Origin of the sequence: Cyanobium sp. N5-Cardenillas, assembly GCF_024345515.1 — a bacterium.
GTDB lineage: Bacteria > Cyanobacteriota > Cyanobacteriia > PCC-6307 > Cyanobiaceae > Cyanobium.
This window is the reverse complement of sequence record NZ_JAGQBG010000029.1, coordinates 1-18,652: the sequence shown is the minus strand read 5'-3', so window position 1 is coordinate 18,652 and position 18,652 is coordinate 1. Positions and strand designations below refer to the sequence as shown.

Below are 18,652 nucleotides of genomic sequence, written 5' to 3'. Positions count from 1 at the left end.
ATCGAGCACCTGCTCCATCGGGATGCGCTGGTCGAAGCCCAGGCGGATCACGTCGTTGGCGGAGCGGATCCGCTGCCGGCGCAGGTGCTTGTCCATCACCAGGCGGGCCACCTGGTCGATGGAGGCGGTGGAGAGGGTGCGCTCCACCAGCTCGACCAGCCGGGCGCTGCCGCCCACCTTCTCCAGCTGGCCGGTGTCGGCCAGCCAGGCGGCCATGGCCGTGAGGTCGGTGGGCTTGCCCTGGCTGTGGAGCATCAGGGCGGTGCGGTAGATCTCGCGGTGGGCGCCGAGATAGAAGGCCTCGGGCCGCAGCACGTCGGCGACCCGGCCGATGGCGTCGGGATCCAGCAGGATGCCGCCCAGAACAGACTCCGCCGCCTCGAGGTTCTGGGGGGGGACGGAGTCGGGCAGGGCCTCGAAACCGGCCTGGTCGTCGCGCCTGGCCGCCGACCTGGGCCCGTCGGGCCGGGGGGGATCGGATCCAGCCAGAGGCACGCTCACCATGGACGGAACACCAGAAGGCGACTCACGGGAATGGGAGCCGGATCGGTCGGGATCGGGCACCAGTGAGAAGGATCACTCTGGGGCCCGCAGCCGAAGAAATCGGTTCGCTGCTGGCTGATCAGTAGCTGACCACTTCCAGGTTGACGTCGGCGACAACCTCGGGGTGCAGTTTGATCTGCACCTTGTAGGAGCCGGTGCGGTGAATTTCGGGAACGGTGATGACCCGGCGGTCGACCTCCTTCTTGGTGGCCGCCTCGATGGCTTCGGCCACGTCACCGTTGGTGACGGTGCCGAACAGGACGTCATCGCCGCCGGTCTGCTTCTTGACGGTGAAGCGGCCGATGGTGTCGAGGGCGGTGCGGAAGGCGATCGCCTCGGCCTTGAGGGCGGCCTGGCGCTCGACCTCCTTGGCCCGGCGGTGCTCCACCTGGCGCAGCACCGCAGCGGTGACGGCCAGGGCCTTGCCGGTGGGCAGGAGGTAGTTCCGGGCGTAGCCGGGGGCCACATCCACCAGGTCCCCGTTCTTGCCCAGGGACAGGATGTCCTCGCTCAGGACCACCTGCACACGCTTCTTGACCATGACAACGCCCCGGCTGAGCCATCTGAAATCCGATCGGCCAGCCTACGACATGGGGCTGGCGGGGGCCGCGGCCCGGGGCAGGCGGACCCGGGTGGCCAGGCCCAGGGCCCGCATCAGACGGATGTGCTGCCAGGTGAGGTCGAACTGGCGGGGGCCGAAGCCGTGGCGGGCCGAATGGGGGTAGGCGTGGTGGTTGTTGTGCCAGCCCTCACCGAAGGTCAGGGCCGCCACCCAGGGGTTGTTCTTCGACTTGTCGCCGCTGTCGTGGACGGCCTCGCCCCACATGTGGGTGGCGGAGTTCACCAGCCAGGTGCACTGGTAGACGATCACCAGGCGCAGGGGGATGCCCCACAGCACCAGGGCCCAGCCGCCGGCACCGGTGACGGTGCCGATCCAGAACAGCAGCAGGCCCAGGGGCACCTGGAGCAGCAGGAAGCTGTGGTTCAGCCAGCGGTAGTAGGGGTCGGCGGCCAGGTCGCCGGTGAGCCTGGGCACGGCGGCCATCGCCGGAATCTCCTCGAACATCCAGGCCATGTGGGACCACCAGAAGCCCTTGTTGCTGTCGTGGTGATCCGCTTCCGTATCGGAAAACTTGTGGTGGTGGCGGTGCAGGCCGACCCAGTCGATCGGGCCGTGCTGGCAACTGAGGGCGCCGCAGGTGGCGAAGAAACGTTCCAGCCACTGGGGAACGCGGAAGGAGCGGTGGCTGAGCAGGCGGTGGTAGCCGATCGTGACGCCCAGGCAGGCGGTGACCCAGTACATCACCAGCAGGGCAGCGACGGCCTCCAGGCTCCAGAAGCGGGGCAGCAGGGCCACCACCGCCAGGATGTGGATCAGGACCATGAAGCCGATCGTGCCCCAGCGGGTGCCCTTGGGGGAGACACCCCGGGGTTCGCCGCGGCGCGGTTCGTGCAGGGACCGGGCCCGGAGCAGGGCATCGGCCCCCTGGTTGATGCTGGCGGGGCGGCGGGTGTGGCGGGCTTTGGTGCCCCCGTCGCGGCGGTTGCCGGATGGGGCGCCTGGCTGGACGGCGGGGCGGGAGAGGGGGGTGACGGCCATGAAGGACCGGGCTCCTGATGAGTGATTAAGATGGTAGCAATACGAATCCTGATCGAGTGGGATATCGAGACGAACTCGTATCTGGCCGCATTGCCTTCGCCCACCTGATCCGCGTCTGGCACGAGCGCAACGGCTGGTCCCACCGGGTTCTCCCCATGCTGGCCGAGGCCCTCGACCTGGGCCGGGTGCACAACTCCCAGCTCTCGATGCTGCGCAACGGCAAGCTGGCCTCCCCGGGCCCGGAAGTGTTCCTGGCCCTGGGGAGCGTCAACCTCTGGCTCGACGCCCAGGCCCCCGAGGGCCGGCTGGAGCCGCTGGCGGCGCGCACGCTGCTGGCGGCCCACCCCGAGCTCTTCGACGCCCTCAGCAGCTCGGCCCTGCCGGTGCGCGACGAACAGCAGCGGGTGCTGGGGCCCGGGGCCCTGCTCGAAGTGTTCGTGGGCTTCCGCCAGCCGCCGGCCAGCTTCGACCTGCGCATCGGCGAGGCGGAGGCCGCGGGGCTCAGCGCCGCCCTGGCCCAGCTGCTCACCGCCGGCAGGCCCTGGCGTGACTGCCGTGACCGGCTGATGGCGGCCTATCCGGTGGCCAAGCGCCAGCGCCGGGAGCGCTTCGCCGAGGTGATCGCCGGCCAGCGCGATTACACGGCGGTGGAGCTCGATGCCGAACTGCCGGAGCTGCGCCGCACCCTGGCGGCCCTGGGGGCGGCGGGGGAGGAGGAGCTGGGCCCTGACCGGTTCCTGGAGTTGCTGCGCCAGCGGGCCCGCCGGCTCCAGGGGGACGGCTCCGAGCCGGCTCCTGACGACCTGGCGGCCGCCATCCGTCGCGAGATCGGGGCGGCGATCCCGGCGCCGGCCGAACCGGCGGAGCGCTGATCAGGCGCTGGCGGGCGCGTCGCCGCGGTGGCCGAAGACGGGGGCGATGCGGACACGCCTGGCCAGACCGAGGGCCCGCAGGGCGCGGATGTGCTGCCAGGTGATGTCGAACTCAAACCAGCGCAGCCCGTGGCGGGCTGAATGGGGATAGGCGTGGTGGTTGTTGTGCCAACCCTCGCCGAAGGTGAGCAGGGCCACCCACCAGCAGTTGCGGGAGCGGTCGGGGCAGTCGAAGTTGCGGTAGCCGAAGGCGTGGGTGGCGGAGTTCACCAGCCAGGTGACGTGATAGACGAGCACCAGGCGCAGGGGAATGCCCCAGAGCACCAGGCCCAGGCCGCCGCCATGGACGCCCGCCCCGTTGCCGTACCAGTACAGGGCGGCCCCCAGGGGCAGTTGCAGCAGCAGGAACCAGCGATCCAGCCAGCGGTAGAAGGGATCCTTCTCCATGTCGCCGGTGAAGCGATGGATCTCGGTGAGGGCCGGGAGCCTGTGCAGCATCCACTCGCTGTGGGCCCACCACAGACCCCGGGCCGCGTCATGGTGATCGTTGGGCTGGTCGGAAAAGAGGTGGTGGTGCCGGTGCAGGCCCACCCATTCGATCGGGCCGCTCTGGCAGGCCAGGGTGCCCATCAGCACCAGCAACCGTTCCACCCAGCGGGGCGCCTCGAAGCCCCGGTGCGCCACCAGCCGGTGCAGCCCCAGGGTCACCCCCAGCACCGTGGTCCAGTAGAGGACCGCCAGCACGATCACCCCCTGGAGGCTCCAGAAGCGGGGCAGCAGGGCGAAGACGGCCCCCACGTGGATGGCCAGCATGAAGCCGGTGGTGCCGCTCTTGAACTTGCGCTGCGGTGCCGGCAGGGGCGGCCTGGGCCCCTCCATGGCCGCCAGCAGCTGGGCCTTCTTGCGCGAGTGGCTGGTGTCCTGCCGGGGGACGCGCACGGTCTCGGCGCTCTGGCCGGATCGGAAGGCTTCGGATCGTGCGACCAAGCGGTTCTCCGGTGGAAGGGCGGGTGTGGTCTGGAGCTCGGCCTCCCATCCTGACCCACGGCAGCGATGGCAGAGTGACCCCTGCTGGCCCCAGGGCTTTGGAGCAGGTCTGTCCCAGCCCGGCCGATGCGGTCGCCGCCGCCCTCGAGCGGCTGGCCCCGGTGGCCGCCCGCCGCACCGCCGCCGTGCGGCCCCGCCTGGCGCGGGTGCTGGAGGCCTTCGCCGCCGAGCGCCTGGGGGTGCATCACTTCGCCTCGGTCAGCGGCTACGGCCACGGCGACCTGGGCCGGGAGGTGCTGGATCGGGTCTTCGCCCGGGTGCTGCAGGCCGAAGCCGCCGCCGTGCGGCTCCAGTTCGTCAGTGGCACCCATGCCATCACCGCCGCCCTGTTCGGGGTGCTGCGGCCCGGGGACCGGCTGCTGGCGCTCACCGGCCGCCCCTACGACACCCTCGAGGAGGTGATCGGGCTGCGGGGCCGGGGCCAGGGGTCCCTGGCCGAGTTCGGCATCACCTACGACGAGCTGCCCCTCACCCCTGATGGCGGGGTGGACGAGGCGGGCCTGGAGGACGCCCTGGCCCCGGAGACCCGGATGGTGCTGATCCAGCGCAGCTGCGGCTACAGCTGGCGCCCCTCCCTCTCGGTGGCCACGATCGGGCGCCTCTGCGAGCGGGTCAGGGCGCTGCGGCCGGACTGCATCTGCTTCGTCGACAACTGCTACGGGGAGCTGGTGCAGGAGCAGGAACCCACCGCCGTGGGGGCCGACCTGATCGCCGGCTCCCTGATCAAGAATCTCGGCGGCACCATTGCGCCGACGGGGGGGTACGTGGCGGGCCGCCGGGAGCTGGTGGAGATGGCCTGCTGCCGGCTCACCGCCCCGGGCATCGGCAGTGAGGGGGGCACCGGCTTCGACCAGTACCGGCTGCTGTTCCAGGGATTGTTCCTGGCCCCCCAGATGGTGGCCGAGGCCCTGATCGGCGCCGAGCTGGTGGCCGAGGTGTTCGCCAGTCTCGGTGATCCGGTGAACCCCGCCCCCGGCGCCGAGCGCAGCGATGTGATCCAGGCGGTGCGACTCGGCCATCCCGATCGGCTGATCGCCGTGTGCCGGGCGTTCCAGCAGTCGTCACCGGTGGGGGCCTACCTGGATCCGGTGCCGGCCCGCATGCCCGGCTATGCCAGTGATCTGGTGATGGCGGGCGGCACGTTCATCGACGGCAGCACCAGCGAGTTCTCCGCTGACGGCCCGCTGCGGGAGCCCTGGGTGCTCTATGCCCAGGGCGGCACCCACCACGGCCACGTGGCCCTGGCCCTCGAGAGGGCCCTGACGGCCCTGGCGCAGGCAGACTGAATCAGCCTCCTCCGCATCCCACCGGCCTTGGCGCACTCCTTCCCCGACGACTGCCGCTATTCCGAGAGCCACGAATACGTTCGCCCGGAGGGCGACCTGGTGCGCCTCGGCATCAGCTCCTTCGCCGTTGATCAACTGGGCGACATCGTTTTCGTCGAGCTGCCGGCGGTGGGGGCCGCCCTGGAGCGGGGCACGAGCTTCGGCAGCGTCGAATCGGTCAAGGCGGTGGAGGATCTGATGGCCCCGGTGAGCGGAACGGTGGAGGCCCGTAACGAGGCCGTCCTGGCCAGCCCCGAGGAGCTCCAGAACGATCCCTATGGCGAGGGCTGGCTGCTGCTGGTGCGGCTGGGGGCCCCCGGCGAGCTCGACGACCTGATGGATGCCGCCACCTACGGGGCCAAGGTGCAGGCGGGCTGAATTCCTTAGGATCCCGCCACCTCCACGCCGAACGCCCGTGTCCGCCTCCTTCCTGGTCCGGCATCTGGGTCCGGATCCTGAAGATCAGCACCGGATGCTGGCGGAGCTCGGCCTGGGGTCCCTCGATCAGCTGGCGGCCGAGGTGGTTCCGGCCGACATCCTGCTGACGGCGGAGGAGGCCAGGGTCGGCCTGCCGCTCCCCTGCCCGGAGGCCCAGGCCCTGAAGGAGCTGGGGGCGCTGGCCGCCCGCAACACGGTGGTGCGCAGCCTGATCGGCCTCGGCTACCACGGCACGGCGACGCCGGCCCTGATCCAGCGCCATGTGCTGGAAAACCCCTGCTGGTACACCGCCTACACCCCCTACCAGGCGGAGATCGCCCAGGGCCGCCTGGAGGCCCTGCTCAATTTCCAGACCCTGGTCAGCGAGCTGACGGGGTTGCCGATCGCCAACGCCTCCCTGCTGGATGAGGCCACCGCCGCCGCCGAAGCGATGGCCATGGCGGCGGCGGTCACGACGCGCCGCGGCACCCGCCGCTTCCTGGTCGACCGGGCCGTCCTGCCCCAGACCCTTGCCGTGCTCCACACCCGGGCCGAACCCCTGGGGATCGTCATCGAGATCTTCGACGCCGAAGCCGCCGCCAACGGCCCCGATGGGTTCCTGGGCGAGGACGTCTTCGGCCTGCTGCTGCAGCTTCCCGGCGTCGAGGGCCGGCTCTGGGATCCCTCGCCGCTGCTGGCGGCGGCCCGCTCCGGTGCGGTGATCAGCACGGTGGCGGTGGATCCCCTGGCCCAGGCGCTGCTGGCCCCGGTGGGTGAGCTGGGCGCCGACATCGCCGTCGGCAGCCTGCAGCGCTACGGGGTGCCGATGGGGTTCGGTGGCCCCCACGCCGCCTTCTTCGCCACCCGGGAGGACTTCAAGCGCCAGATCCCCGGCCGCCTGGTGGGCCAGTCGAAGGATGCGGAGGGGAATCCGGCCCTGCGGCTGGCCCTCCAGACCCGGGAGCAGCACATCCGGCGCGACAAGGCCACCAGCAACATCTGCACCGCCCAGGTGCTGCTGGCCGTGATGGCGAGCTTCTATGCGGTCCACCACGGCCCCGATGGCCTCGAGGCCATCGCCCGTCGCCTACTGGTGCTGCGCCAGGGGCTGGTGCTGGGGCTGGAGGCCCTGGGGCTGGCGGCCGATCCGGGGGCCGGCTTCGACACCGTGGTGCTGCGCACCGCCGCGGCCCCCGCCCTGCGCCAGCGGGCCGTGGCCGCCGGCTTCAACCTGCGCTGCGGCGTCCGTGGCGATGACGGTGAGGCCGCCCTGGCGATCAGCCTCGATGAACTCTCCACGCCCGAGGAGCTGGCCATCCTGTTGGAGGCCCTGGCGGCGGACCCCGCCGCCGCCACCGCAGCGCGCACGGCCCTCCAGGCGGGCCTGGTTGCCCTGGAGGGCAAGCCCCTGGCGGAGCTTCTCGAGGGGGTGCCCGGGCGGGAACGCCCCTGGCTAGGCCAGGAGGTGTTCCATCGCTACCGCAGCGAGACGGAGCTGCTGCGCTACATCCAGCGCCTGGTCAGCAAGGACCTTTCGCTCGTCCACGGCATGATCCCCCTGGGCAGCTGCACGATGAAGCTCAATGCCGCCGCCGAGCTGGCGCCGGTGAGCTGGCCGGCCTTCGCCCAGGTCCATCCCTTCGCCCCCGCCGACCAGACCGCCGGCTACGCCGCCCTGGTGGCCGATCTGGAGGCGTGGCTGGGGGCGATCACCGGTTTTGCGGGGGTGTCCCTGCAGCCGAACGCCGGCTCCCAGGGGGAATACGCCGGCCTGATGGTGATCCGGGCCTGGCACCGCAGCCGGGGCGAGGGTCACCGGCAGGTGTGCCTGATCCCCACCAGCGCCCACGGCACCAATCCGGCCAGCGCCGTCATGGCCGGCATGCGGGTGGTGGCGGTGGCCTGCGACGCCCAGGGCAACATCGACATCGCCGACCTGGAGGCCAAGGCCGTCGCCCACGCCGCCGACCTGGCGGCCCTGATGGTCACCTACCCCTCCACCCATGGGGTGTTCGAGACCGGCATCCGCCGCATCTGCCAGGTCGTTCACGACCACGGCGGCCAGGTGTACCTGGATGGGGCCAACCTCAACGCCCAGGTGGGCCTCTGCAAGCCCGGGCTCTACGGCGCCGACGTCTGCCACCTCAACCTCCACAAGACCTTCTGCATCCCCCACGGCGGCGGTGGCCCCGGGGTGGGGCCGATCGGTGTGGCGGCCCACCTGGTGCCGTTCCTGCCCTCCCATCCCCTGGCCGCCGCAAGCGCCGGTGGGGCGGCCGGTCAGGCCATCGGGCCGGTGTCGGCGGCGCCCCTCGGCAGCGCCGGCATCCTGCCGATCAGCTGGATGTACATCCGCATGATGGGGGGGGAGGGCCTGCGCACCGCCAGCCAGGTGGCCCTGCTGGCGGCGAACCTGATCGCCGAGCGCCTTGAGCCCCACTTCCCCGTGCTCTACCGCGGCCGTGGCGGCCGGGTGGCCCATGAGTGCATCCTCGATCTGCGGCCCCTCAAGCGCAGCTGCGGCCTGGAGGTGGACGACCTGGCCAAGCGGCTGATGGACTACGGCTTCCATGCCCCCACCGTCAGCTGGCCGGTGGCCGGCACGGTGATGGTGGAGCCCACCGAGAGCGAATCGCTGCCGGAGATCGATCGCTTCTGTGCGGCGATGGAGGGGATCCGCCGCGAGGCCTGGGCGATCGAGACCGGGGCCGCCGATCCCCTCGACAACCCGCTCAAGCAGGCGCCCCACACCCTGGCGGCGGTCACCGCCGACGACTGGGATCGGGCCTACAGCCGCAGCGAGGCGGCCTTCCCCGCCGGGGAGAGCCAGCGGCAGGCCAAGTTCTGGCCGGCCGTCGCCCGCATCGACAACGCCTTCGGTGATCGGAACCTTGTCTGCACCTGCCCGAGCGTCGAGGAAGTGGCAATCTCCGAACTGGCCGCCTGAGTGTTCCGCCGGTACCTTTTGTCCCCGGCATGGCGCATCATTGCTGTGCCATCCCTTCACGGCGATGGCAACCGCCTTTCATTTCATGGGGATCATGAACGGCAACGACAATTCAGGCGATGGGCCGGGCCCGGGCGCCCTTTCTCCGGGTTTGCCGGAGGCCAGCCAGCGGGTGGATGGCACCAACGTGGTGCGGGTGCCCTTCGGGGTGCGCCGGGCCCGGCGCCGCCGTCCCGAACGGCCCGACCATTGGGCCACCCTCGTGCTTCCTTTCCAGCTGGGCGGTGGGGGCACCCCCACGCCGCCCCACGCGGCCTAGGACTGCGGGTCAGTAGCTGGCGCCGCTGCGTCGCTGGTGCACGGCGGTCGTGGCGGCCGCATCCAGCAGGTCGCCGCTGAGGGCCTCGGCGTAGAGCAGCCAGTGGTCGCCGCATTCCATCCGTTGGCTGACGCGGGCCTCGAGCCAGGCCAGGGCCTCCGGCAGCAGGGGTTGCCCACCTGGGGTGGCGTCCAGCTCCAGGCCCGCCAGGCGATCGGCCCCCGGGGGGAAGGGCCGCAGGAAGCGCTTCATCGGGCCGCTTTCCTTCCCGGCCGCCAGCACGTTGAGGCTGAAGCTGTCCCCCACGTGCAGCAGGCTCTCCATCGCCCGGTCCTTGGCCACCGCCACGGTGAAGCCGGGGGGACTGAAGCTGGCCTGGCTGACCCAGCTGGCCACCATCGCTCCGCCGATCGCTTCGGGCCCAACCCCCTTGCGGGCCAGCACCACGCACAGGGCACCCACCACCCTGCCGAGGGCCTGGATCGCCGGGTTGGTGCGGCTCTCGCTGAGCCCCCCACCGGTGCTGCGCCGCTGGGCCTGGCGATGCTGGCTGCGCAGGCGGCGGCCCAGGGCGGTGCCGGTTTCCTCCAGGGTGCGCAGGGTGGCCAGATCGGGGCTGAACTTGATCCGGATCGGATCGAAGGCGAACTGGAAGCCGCCGTCGCGGAGCTTGGCTTCGAGCAGGTCGATGGCCTCGCCGCTCCAGCCGAAACTGCCGAACACCCCCACCGGCTTGGCCCGGTCGCCCTCGGCCAGCACGGTGCCGAGGGCCGAGACGATCGGCGTGGGGGCATGGCCCCCGAGGGTGGGGGAGCCGATCAGCAGGGCATCGCAGGAGTGGATCGCCTCCATCAGCTGCTCGGAGGGTGCGAATTCGCAGTTGATGCTCTCGACCCGCACGCCGCTGCGGGCCACCCCCTGGGAGAGGGCGTCGGCGATGGCGGCGGTGTTGCCGTAGGCGCTCGCGTACAGCAGGGCCACCGACAGGCTGGCCTTCTCCTGACTCTCCCCCCAGCGGCGGTAGTCGGCCAGCAGGCTGCGCCAGCTCTGGGCGATGGCCGGGCCGTGGCCCGGTGCGATGGTGCGGATCGGCAGTTCGTCGAGCCGGTCGACCACCGTCTCCACCTGGCGGGCCATGGGCGCCATCAGGCAGTCGAAGTAGTAGCGGCGGTCCTCCTCGGTGCTGGTGCGGTTCGCCTCGGCGAAGTCCTCGGTGCAGAGGTGGGCGGCGAAGAACTTGCCGCTCATCAGCAGCCCCGTGGTGGCCTCGAAGGCGATCAGGCCGCCGGGCCAGCGGGGGGTGGGGGTGGGGAGAAGGGTGAGGACATGGCCGTCGGCGAGGGTGCGGCTGGTCTCCTGCTTCACCACCTCGATCGTCGGCAGGGGCACCGGGTCGGCTGGGGCGGCGGCCTCACCCCCCTGGCCCGGCCACTGCTGCTCCCAGAGTTCGGCGAGCACCTGGGCGCCGGGATTGGAGGCCACCAGCACCGTGGCCGGCCAGCCCGCCGCCAGCTGCTTGAGCAGGGCGACCCGGTTGGGGTTGACGTGGCCCACCACCACCTTCAGGGGCGCGTCGGCCGCCACGAGCAGGGCCAGCTGCTCCAGGAAGGGGGCGGCGAAGGAGGCCCCCGGCGGATGGATCAGCACGGGGGCGCCGCCGGAGGCGCCCTGCTGGAAGAGGAAGCTGTTGGCGGTGGTGCCCCGCTCGAGGCCGTATTCGACTTCGAAGCGCAGCCGCCGGGGGCTGAGGCCGCGCAGGCAGAGCAGGCCCGGTTCGACGGGAAGGGTGATGACGCGCCGATCGGTCGCGGTGGGAGAGGACGTCATCAGTAGTGGTTGCCCACCTTGCGGTGATGCACGGCCGTGGCGGCGGTGGTGTCGGCCACGTTGCCCTCCTCCACCACCGCATAGATGATCCAGTGGTCAGGGCCTTCCATGCGCTGGGTCACCCGGCAGCCCAGGTAGGCCAGGGCATCCCCCAGCACAGGACCGCCGGCGGCCACACCCTCGAGCACGTTCACACCGGCGAAGCGGTCGGCGCCCGGTGGGAAGCGGCGCAGGAAGTGGCGCAGCAGGGGCTGGTGATTGTCCTCCCGCAGCACGTTGAGCACGAAACGGTCGTCCACCTGCATCAGGGCCTCGATGGCCCGGTCCTTGGCGACCGCCACCGTGAGCCCCGGTGGATCGAAGCTCGCCTGGCTCACCCAGCTGGCCACCATGGCGCCGCTGCGGCTGCCGGCCCCGTCGTCCTGGCGGGCCGTGACGATGTACAGCCCGCCGCTGAGGCGCCCCAGGGCCTTGTCCAGATCCCCATCGATGGCCTTCATGGCGGCGATGGTCTTCTCCTTGGTGAGCAGCTGGCCCAGGTCGGTGCCGGCCTCCTCGCAGCGCTGGTAGTCGGCGCCGCTTGGAACCTGGCGAATCCGCAGGGGCTCGAAGGCCCATTTCTGCCCCAGGTTGCGCAGCTGGCCGGCCAGGGTGTCGATCGGTTCGTCGTTGCCGCCGAAGGCGTCGTAGCAGCCCACCCACTGCTTGGGATGGAGGGCCGCCAGCAGGGTGCCGATGGCCGTCTGCAGGTCGGCGTCGGGGGAGGCGGGCCAGGTGGGAACCACCACGGCGCTGGCCTCACCGATCAGGGCGGCGAGCTCCTGGGGATCGGTGCCGCGCAGGTCGACGAGCTGCACCTGGCCGGAGGCCTTGCCCACACCCCGGGCGATGGCCTGGCTGAGCCGGTCGCAGAAGCCGTACTGGCTCAGATAGCAGACGGCCGCATAGGCCTCGCCGGCGCTGCGCTGGCCGCTCCAGTCGCGGTAATCGCCCACCCAGAGGGGCAGATGCTCCCGCAGCAGGGGGCCATGGCCCACGGCGATCGTGCTGATCTCCGGCAACCCCTCCATCCGCTTCAGCGCCTGCAGCACGCTGCGGGCGTTGGGGGCCATCAGGCAGTCGTAGTAGAAGCGGAAGTCCGGGGCGATGGCGCCGGGGTCGACATCGAACAGGTCGTCGGAGCAGTAATGCAGACCGAAGGCATCACAGGTGTAGAGGATGCCGGTGCCGTGGTCGAAGGAGAAGATCGTGTCGGGCCAGTGCAGGTTGGGTGCACTGAGGAAGCTGAAACGGTGGCCCACGCCGCTGTCGGGATGCACGCCCAGGTCGAGCTCATCGCCGCTCTTGACGGCACGGCTGCGGAAGGGGCGGTGCACCTGGTCCTGAAGGAACTGGATCGCCACCTTGGAGCCGACGATCTCGATGTCTGGATGGCGGTCGATCAGATCACCGATCAGGCCGGAATGGTCCGGCTCGGTGTGGGAGACGATCAGGTGATCGATCGCGGTGGGTTCGATCAGACCTTCGAGAAGGGGGATCCAGGTGTCGCGGAACTTGGCGTGGCTGGTGTCCACCAGGGCGGTGCGCTCGCCCCGCACCAGGAAGGCGTTGTAGGTGGTGCCGTTGCGCAGGCCGAATTCGATGTCGAAGCGACTGCGGTCCCAGTCGAGGGAGCGGATCGTCGTGGTGTCGGCCGCGATCGGTTCGCACTGGAGGCTGAGGCGGCCAGCCGCGGCCGCGATCGAAGGCGGGGCGCTGGCGGTGCTGCTGCTCATGGGGTCAGACTCCTTCCGCAGGCCTGTGACTGTAGGCAGGTCAGTGTCGCTTTCGGTCTGTTAGACCACGCCCAACCAACCTTGCGGACAGGTGGACAATGCATCGGAATCGTCCCAAGGCGAGCCCATAGGTGGTCACCGAAGACTTGGACCGGTTTCGGGAGGCTTTTCGCCGCCTGGAGGAGCGTCTTCAGGAAGCCTCGCGTTCTGATCGTTTCAAGCCTCCGACGGGGCTGGCCACGGCTCGCCTCCACCATGAATCGCTGGTCGGCTCTGAGGGGGTGCTGGGAGAAGTGCTCGATCTCAGCGTGGACGGGATGAAGATGGCCATCGAGGCCGGCCATGACGTCGCCGTCGGCCAGCACTGCAGTGTGGTGGTGGGAGACGGGGAGGGAGAGACCTACGACCTGCGAGGCACTGTGCGCTGGATCGAAGCCACCAGCTACATCTCGGTGATCGGTCTCTCCCTCGATTCCGCCCACCGCATCGAGGACTGAGGGCCTCAATCGGCCAGCTTCACCGTGACGGAGGTCAGGGACTGGGCCTTGGGTGCCGTCACGATCAGCAGACCATCGCGGTAGTGGGCTTCCAGGGCGTCCCGCTGAATGCCGCCGGGGAAGCGGAAGCTGCGGCTCCAGGTGCCGTAGCGGAATTCACTCAGCAGGGGTGCGCGGCGGTGGCCTTCGGTTTCGGTGCTGCTGTCGTCAGCCAGCTGGGGGGCGCGCCGTTCAGCGGTGATGATCAAGGAGCGGTCCGTGGCCTTGACGTCGATGGACGAGCGGTCGACGCCAGGAAGTTCCAGGGCGATGGAATACATCGCCTCGGTCTCGTGAATCTCGGCGGCGGGAACCCGTTCGGCTGTCTGCAGCTGTTGCTCCAGCCGGTCGAAGAGATCGAAAGGGGATGAATGCAGAGTACGCATGGTTGTGGTTGCCGATACAAGGAACGGGAAGGGCCGGGTGAAGCACCGCCCGTGTCGTCAATGTGCCCGCCTGGCCCTCAATCCTTGAGGGGGAGAACCGACGCGCCCGGTTCGGTCCCCCCAACCAGGTTCGGCCTCTTCGCCAGCGGGGGTGGAGAACCGGAACGGGGCGCCTCGAGCCACCACCAGGTGGCGAACGCGGCCGCCTGGCCGCAGGGTTGGCCGTCACCATCCCGCAGGGTCCACAACCTGGCGTTCTCGAGGCGAAACCGGCGGCCGCCGCTGTCGATGCGGACCCCGGCGTAGCCTGTGAGAGCTTGGCGGCTTCGGGCCTGCTCCAGGGCGTGCGCCCGGCTCTGCCGTTCGGCCGGCTCGGCCGTGAGCCGGGACGGCAGGCCCACCATGGCGCCCCAGGGGCGGCGCCACAGCAGAAGCGCAGCACGGTTGGCGTAGATCAGCCGGGGATCGTCGCCGCCGTCGTGGGCCAGCACCACCGTTGCAGCCACGAACAGTTCCTGGGCCGCCTGCACAGGCGACGCGCCTGGGTGCACGCCCGCCAGCAAGGGCCGCCCGAAGGCCAGCCGGTGGCCAGCCAGGAGGCGCCCGGTGGTGGCGATGGCGGCCCCGCCCAGCCAGGGGGGCGGCGGCGGCGCTGGCATGGCGGCGCCCCTAAGGACGGGACTCGCTGTCGTCGGGCATCATCATGCGCATGGCCGCGTCCATTTCCGGGGGGGCCTGATGCCGCCGGCTGCCGAAGGCGGAGAGCAGCCGGCCCGAGAGCACGCTCTGCAGCAGGGTGGGCTGGTAGGCGAAGCGCTTGCCGATGGCGGCGAAGCTGAAGAACAGCAGCAGGGCGGCGATGACGTTCCGGGCGAGCTGAACGAACCAGTCGTTGAGGCGCTTCATGCCCAAGGCATCGGAGCTGTTCTGGTAGCGCTTGATGAAGGGATTGAGGTCGTTGCTGAGCTTCGTCTTGACGACCTCCAGGGGGACATCGATGCTGGCGGGCAGCGCCGGGGCCTGGCCGGGCAGCAGCCGCATGGCCTTGAGGATGTCGTCGTAGGAACGGGCGCTTTCGATCGCCCGGGTGGTGGCGATGTAGGCGTTCAGTTCCCGGGTGTCGTTGGCCCTGAACTGGCGCAGCAGGCTGATACCGCTGTAGATCTGCAACGGGATCAGCAGCAGGAAACCGAAGGCGATCCAGAAGCTGAGGCGCCGCAGCAGGGTGACACGGTTCCCGATCGGAGCGGACTGGGGATCGAGGATCTTGGCGAGCAGCAGCAGCACGGCCCCCACCATGGCGATGGGCCCCGAGGCGAGCAGCTTGTCGCCCACGGACTGGAGCCAGAGGGGATCGATCAGGCGCACCGGCCAGGCCGAGCCGATGATCCCCATCAGGAACAGGACGAAGAGGAGGATTGCTCCCCAGTTGAGGGCGCTGGCGACGTCCTCGATGTAGCTATCGGCCGTGGGCTGGGGGTCGGCGTGGGGGCTCATGGGTGGCGGCTCGGGCGTCAGGCGTTGCTGGGGTCAGGTTGGTCGATGGACAGCCGGCTGGCCAGCAGGTCGCCATGAAAAAAGCCCGGCACAGGGCCGGGCTGGAGGATCTGCCGGCGGCGGCTGATCAGGCCTGGTGCAGGTTGGCGGTGTTGATGCGGCGGCGCAGCTTGCGGGAGAAGCCGAAGGCGGCGGCGGCACCAAGGACGGGCAGGGGGCCGGGCACCGTATCCTCGGGACCGGGACCCACTTCGCGGATCAGCTTCGTGGTGATGGCCGCCTCGAAGTCGTCGAAGCCATCTGCTGTCTGAACAAAGCCAGCTTTGGTGTCTCCGTTGAGGGGAGTTGCCACATTGGCGGTCAGGAAGCCACTGGCAGTGCCGCCGACCCCAAGACCGTTGATGATGATGTTCTTGGCCACGGCACTGGCCCGCTGGTCCTTCGCACACTGGGCGAAGTTGCCCTGGGTGGGGCAGCTCGCCAGGTCGCGGTTCCCCACTCCATCGGTGGAGATGTCGATCACCCGACCGTTGGCACGGGTGGTGGTGAAGGCATTGGTATCAATCGCCGTGATGGCGGCGAGCATGCCGCAATCAATGCAGGTCGCTGTGCCAATGCCGCCCTGGCGGTTCATGTTGTCAAGGGCGGTGATGAAGCTGTCCAGGGAGGTGCCGCCATTGACACCATCGGTGGTGAGATCCGTGATGTGCTTCCAGTCGATCGCCAGGGTCGGGGCAGCGGTTGTGGCCCACTGGCCCACGGCAATCGCCAGGCCGTTACGACCGGGGGCGAAGGTTTCGGCGATCTGTGTCCGTACGGCGGCGTCCTGGAAGGCGCTGACGTAACCGTCCCTGTAGAGCTTGAATTCGTCGTTGTCGATGCTGCCGGAGGCATCCAGCGACAGGAACAGCTCCTGGAAGACATCAATGGCCCGGGCCTGCTGGGCGCCGCCCAGCAGGGTGATGGCGATCGCCGCTGCGGCAGCTCCTCCTCGGAGCAGGGGCTTGAGGGTGGTTCTCATGGCGGAAAGGGTGGGGGGACGGTGTGGTGTTCCGGGATTTCAGAACCTGCCTGAACGCAGGCAGTGCACAGGGCCTCCGAGGAGGTGAGTGACTAGCGGCCAAACCTTAGCAGCAGGTGATAGAACTTTCACCCGTTGCCCATGAACTTAACAATGCCTTAAACGCAGCGCCGGGTTGACCTCAGGGGTCGGCTGCCACCGCAGGGCTTCTGCGCCGATCCCTCAGGCGTCGCTGTCGCTGCCGGTGGCCATGGCCCTGGCCATGGCCTGCTGGGCCATGCCGGTGCCGTGGGCCTTGAGGGTGTCCAGGAACAGCTGGTTGGCCTCCGGGAAGCGGGGCTCCTCGGCCAGGGGCAGGGGGCCGGCGCCATCGAGGCCCGACTCCCCTTCCATGGCCGGTGTGATCACCACCAGATCGGGATCGAGGGGGGCGTCGTAGCGCCACCAGCGGGCCGGATCGGCGATGGCGGGATGGGTCGGATGGGGCGCATGCTCCACAGGCGCCACCACCCCCTCCCGGCGGCGCTTGGCCAGATCGCCCAGCAACTGGCTGCGGGTGCGGCCCCGCAGCTGGAACAGCACGAAGGGGTCCTCGCTGAAGCGATCCCCCATCAGGTAGTAGACGGCGCTGATGTGCTTGCAGGGGTTGGCCTTGTCGGGGCAGCTGCACTCGCTGCGCACCTCCTGGAGCTTGAACGGGAACAGACGCTTGCCGCTGGCGGCGAAGGCCCGCTCGATGTCGGCCGGCATGATCCCCGCCAGCAGCTGGGCCGACCAGCGGGCCTTCTGGCTCAGGGCCTCCAGCACATAGCCCCAGTCCTCGTCGTTGAGCACGTCGAGCCAGAGTTTCACCTTGTAGGGATCCGGATCAGTGCCCTGCACCCGGGCATGGACCCGCCGCCCCTCGAAGCGGATCGAGACGACATTGCCTTCCCGGGCGTAGGTCCAGGCGCGCTCCAGGCGTTTCTTGAACCGATAGGAGTGGATCAGCTCCATCCACTGCTCCACCCACCAGGGCTGCTGCCCCAGACCCTGCTGGCCCAGCTGGGTGGTGATGGCGCCGTTGGCGCCGGGGAAGGAGCTGGTCATGGCGCCGGCCTCACGCCGCCCATCCTGACGCCTGCCGGACCCACTGGCCTAGGTTGTCCCGACGCAGGGCGTGGAGTCCTTGAATCGCATCACGTTCGGCGCCGGCGACGGTTTTCACAGTCTTCTGAGGGCAAGGGTTCACCGGCACTTCGAGAGCACGGGCCAGGACCGGCGTGATGCACCGGCCATGGCGGTCAAATCGGCCCTGATCCTGGCCTGGTTCGCACTCACCTATGGGTGGCTTGTCTTCCAGGCCAGCAGCTGGCCGGTGGCGGTGGCCCTCTCGGCCTGCCTCGGCCTGGCGATCGCCGCCATCGGCTTCAACATCCAGCACGACGGTGGCCACGGCGCCTATTCGCGCCACCGCTGGATCAACAGGGCCGCCGCCATGACGCTCGACCTGCTGGGCGGCAGTTCCCTGATCTGGGCCCACAAGCACAACGGCCTGCACCACACCTTCACCAACATCTCCGGCCACGACGACGACATCAACCTCGGCTTGATCGGGCGCCTCTCGCCCCACCAGCCCCACTGCTGGTGGCATCGCTGGCAGCACCTCTATCTGTGGCCCCTCTACGGCATGCTGCCGATCAAGTGGCAGTTCTTCGATGACTTTGCCGATCTCGCCAGCCGCGGCCGCGGCGACCATTCCCTGCCCCCGCTCTCTCCGTCCGACTGGCTGGTGGTCCTGGGCGGCAAGGTGATCTTCTTCTCCTTGGCCTTTGCGCTGCCGCTGCAGTTCCATCCCCTCGCTGCGGTGATCGGCTGCTACGTGGTGACGGCGATGGTGCAGGGGATCGTGCTGAGCGTGGTGTTCCAGCTGGCCCACTGCGTGGAGGAGGCCGACTTTCCCGGCGTCGCTGCCGCCGATGCCGGCATGGGCCCCTGGGCCGACCACCAGCTCGCCACCACGGTGGATTTCAGTCGCTCCAACGGCCTGCTGAGCTGGTTGCTGGGGGGCCTGAACTTCCAGGTGGAGCATCATCTGTTCCCCCGCATCTGCCACGTCCATTACCCCCAGCTGTCCGCCATCGTCGAGCAGACCTGCCGCGACTGCGGCGTGCCCTTCCGCAGCCACCGTTCCTTCCTCGCCGGTGTGGCCTCCCACTACCGCTGGCTGCGCCGCATGGGTCAGACGCCTGCCGCCGCCGCCCCCCTGGCCCTGCCGCTGCTTCTGCCGGTGATGGGGGAGCCGGAAGCCGCGGCCCTGGTCAGCCGCTGAGCCGGCAGGCAGCGCACCCCTTCCCCGTCGTCAGGGGCCGTCGTCCAGGGCCACCAGATCCCGGAGCTGGCCCACGTCGAAGCCACCCAGCCATTCCTCGCCGCTGCCGACGATGTCGGCGGCCAGCTTGGATTTCTCCTCGATCATGCGGTCGATCTTCTCCTCCACCGAACCGCTGGTGATGAACTTGTGCACCAGCACCCGGTTGGTCTGGCCGATCCGGTAGGCC

General features: G+C 69.9%; 19 protein-coding genes. 7 read left to right on the top strand and 12 right to left on the bottom strand.

What is annotated here, in order from left to right; genetic code table 11:
* From KBZ04_RS04095 to KBZ04_RS04085, 3 genes are all read right to left on the bottom strand, one after another.
* On the bottom strand, positions 1 to 504 hold a 504-nt coding region (locus KBZ04_RS04095; RefSeq protein WP_315860049.1), incomplete at its 3' end, for a DnaB-like helicase N-terminal domain-containing protein.
* A 118-nt stretch (positions 505 to 622) separates the two neighbouring features.
* Positions 623 to 1,084 carry a 50S ribosomal protein L9 gene (rplI, locus tag KBZ04_RS04090; protein ID WP_254990634.1) on the bottom strand — a complete coding sequence of 154 codons (462 nt, stop codon included), beginning with the start codon at positions 1,082 to 1,084 and terminating at the stop codon, positions 623 to 625.
* A gap of 42 nt (positions 1,085 to 1,126) precedes the next feature.
* Positions 1,127 to 2,143: an acyl-CoA desaturase gene (locus tag KBZ04_RS04085; RefSeq protein WP_254990633.1), complete on the bottom strand. Its 1,017-nt coding sequence runs from the start codon at positions 2,141 to 2,143 to the stop codon at positions 1,127 to 1,129.
* A gap of 56 nt (positions 2,144 to 2,199) precedes the next feature.
* Here KBZ04_RS04085 and KBZ04_RS04080 point away from each other — a divergent pair, with 56 nt between their 5' ends.
* Positions 2,200 to 3,015, top strand: coding sequence for a hypothetical protein (locus KBZ04_RS04080; RefSeq protein WP_254990632.1), 816 nt, complete (start codon positions 2,200 to 2,202; stop codon positions 3,013 to 3,015).
* Here KBZ04_RS04080 and KBZ04_RS04075 read toward each other — a convergent pair whose 3' ends face one another.
* Entirely contained in the window at positions 3,016 to 3,894 is an 879-nt protein-coding gene (locus KBZ04_RS04075) for an acyl-CoA desaturase (protein ID WP_254990637.1), read from the bottom strand.
* Positions 3,895 to 4,100: 206 nt separating this feature from the next.
* Between KBZ04_RS04075 and KBZ04_RS04070 the strand changes: the two genes are divergently transcribed.
* From KBZ04_RS04070 to KBZ04_RS04055, 4 genes are all read left to right on the top strand, one after another.
* The gene (locus KBZ04_RS04070; protein WP_254990635.1) at positions 4,101 to 5,348 is read left to right on the top strand and encodes an aminotransferase class I/II-fold pyridoxal phosphate-dependent enzyme; all 1,248 of its coding nucleotides are present in this window, start codon (positions 4,101 to 4,103) and stop codon (positions 5,346 to 5,348) included.
* Between the two features lie 27 nt (positions 5,349 to 5,375).
* On the top strand, positions 5,376 to 5,765 hold the full coding sequence (gene gcvH, locus KBZ04_RS04065; RefSeq protein ID WP_254990631.1) for a glycine cleavage system protein GcvH: 390 nt from the start codon (positions 5,376 to 5,378) through the stop codon (positions 5,763 to 5,765).
* Positions 5,766 to 5,802: 37 nt separating this feature from the next.
* The gene (gene gcvP / locus KBZ04_RS04060; RefSeq protein ID WP_254990630.1) at positions 5,803 to 8,751 is read left to right on the top strand and encodes an aminomethyl-transferring glycine dehydrogenase; all 2,949 of its coding nucleotides are present in this window, start codon (positions 5,803 to 5,805) and stop codon (positions 8,749 to 8,751) included.
* A 64-nt stretch (positions 8,752 to 8,815) separates the two neighbouring features.
* Positions 8,816 to 9,070, top strand: coding sequence for a hypothetical protein (locus KBZ04_RS04055; RefSeq protein ID WP_254990629.1), 255 nt, complete (start codon positions 8,816 to 8,818; stop codon positions 9,068 to 9,070).
* A gap of 9 nt (positions 9,071 to 9,079) precedes the next feature.
* Here the strand turns inward: KBZ04_RS04055 and KBZ04_RS04050 are convergent, their stop codons facing one another.
* The gene (locus KBZ04_RS04050; protein ID WP_254990628.1) at positions 9,080 to 10,897 is read right to left on the bottom strand and encodes a diflavin flavoprotein; all 1,818 of its coding nucleotides are present in this window, start codon (positions 10,895 to 10,897) and stop codon (positions 9,080 to 9,082) included.
* A complete protein-coding gene (locus KBZ04_RS04045; RefSeq protein WP_254990627.1) occupies positions 10,897 to 12,672 on the bottom strand; it encodes a diflavin flavoprotein in 1,776 nt (591 codons plus the stop codon). Before KBZ04_RS04045 ends, KBZ04_RS04050 begins: the two co-directional genes overlap by 1 nt.
* A gap of 131 nt (positions 12,673 to 12,803) precedes the next feature.
* On the opposite strand from KBZ04_RS04045, the gene KBZ04_RS04040 reads away from it, so the two are divergent.
* Positions 12,804 to 13,169 carry a PilZ domain-containing protein gene (locus KBZ04_RS04040; RefSeq protein WP_254990626.1) on the top strand — a complete coding sequence of 122 codons (366 nt, stop codon included), beginning with the start codon at positions 12,804 to 12,806 and terminating at the stop codon, positions 13,167 to 13,169.
* A 5-nt stretch (positions 13,170 to 13,174) separates the two neighbouring features.
* Here the strand turns inward: KBZ04_RS04040 and KBZ04_RS04035 are convergent, their stop codons facing one another.
* From KBZ04_RS04035 to KBZ04_RS04015, 5 genes are all read right to left on the bottom strand, one after another.
* A complete protein-coding gene (locus KBZ04_RS04035; RefSeq protein WP_254990624.1) occupies positions 13,175 to 13,594 on the bottom strand; it encodes an Hsp20/alpha crystallin family protein in 420 nt (139 codons plus the stop codon).
* A gap of 77 nt (positions 13,595 to 13,671) precedes the next feature.
* Positions 13,672 to 14,253 (bottom strand): MEKHLA domain-containing protein, encoded by a 582-nt coding sequence (locus KBZ04_RS04030; RefSeq protein WP_315860048.1) that lies wholly within the window; start codon positions 14,251 to 14,253, stop codon positions 13,672 to 13,674.
* Positions 14,254 to 14,263: 10 nt separating this feature from the next.
* On the bottom strand, positions 14,264 to 15,091 hold the full coding sequence (locus KBZ04_RS04025) for a hypothetical protein (RefSeq protein WP_254990623.1): 828 nt from the start codon (positions 15,089 to 15,091) through the stop codon (positions 14,264 to 14,266).
* Between the two features lie 127 nt (positions 15,092 to 15,218).
* Complete coding sequence (locus KBZ04_RS04020; protein WP_254990622.1) at positions 15,219 to 16,112, bottom strand: DUF1194 domain-containing protein; 894 nt, start codon at positions 16,110 to 16,112, stop codon at positions 15,219 to 15,221.
* A 222-nt stretch (positions 16,113 to 16,334) separates the two neighbouring features.
* Positions 16,335 to 17,201, bottom strand: a complete 867-nt coding sequence (locus KBZ04_RS04015) for an SWIM zinc finger family protein (RefSeq protein WP_254990621.1) — start codon at positions 17,199 to 17,201, stop codon at positions 16,335 to 16,337.
* 187 nt (positions 17,202 to 17,388) lie between these two features.
* Here KBZ04_RS04015 and KBZ04_RS04010 point away from each other — a divergent pair, with 187 nt between their 5' ends.
* Entirely contained in the window at positions 17,389 to 18,423 is a 1,035-nt protein-coding gene (locus tag KBZ04_RS04010) for a fatty acid desaturase family protein (RefSeq protein WP_254990620.1), read from the top strand.
* Between the two features lie 30 nt (positions 18,424 to 18,453).
* Here KBZ04_RS04010 and KBZ04_RS04005 read toward each other — a convergent pair.
* A partial coding sequence (locus KBZ04_RS04005) for a hypothetical protein (protein ID WP_254990619.1) occupies positions 18,454 to 18,652 on the bottom strand: 199 nt, incomplete at its 5' end.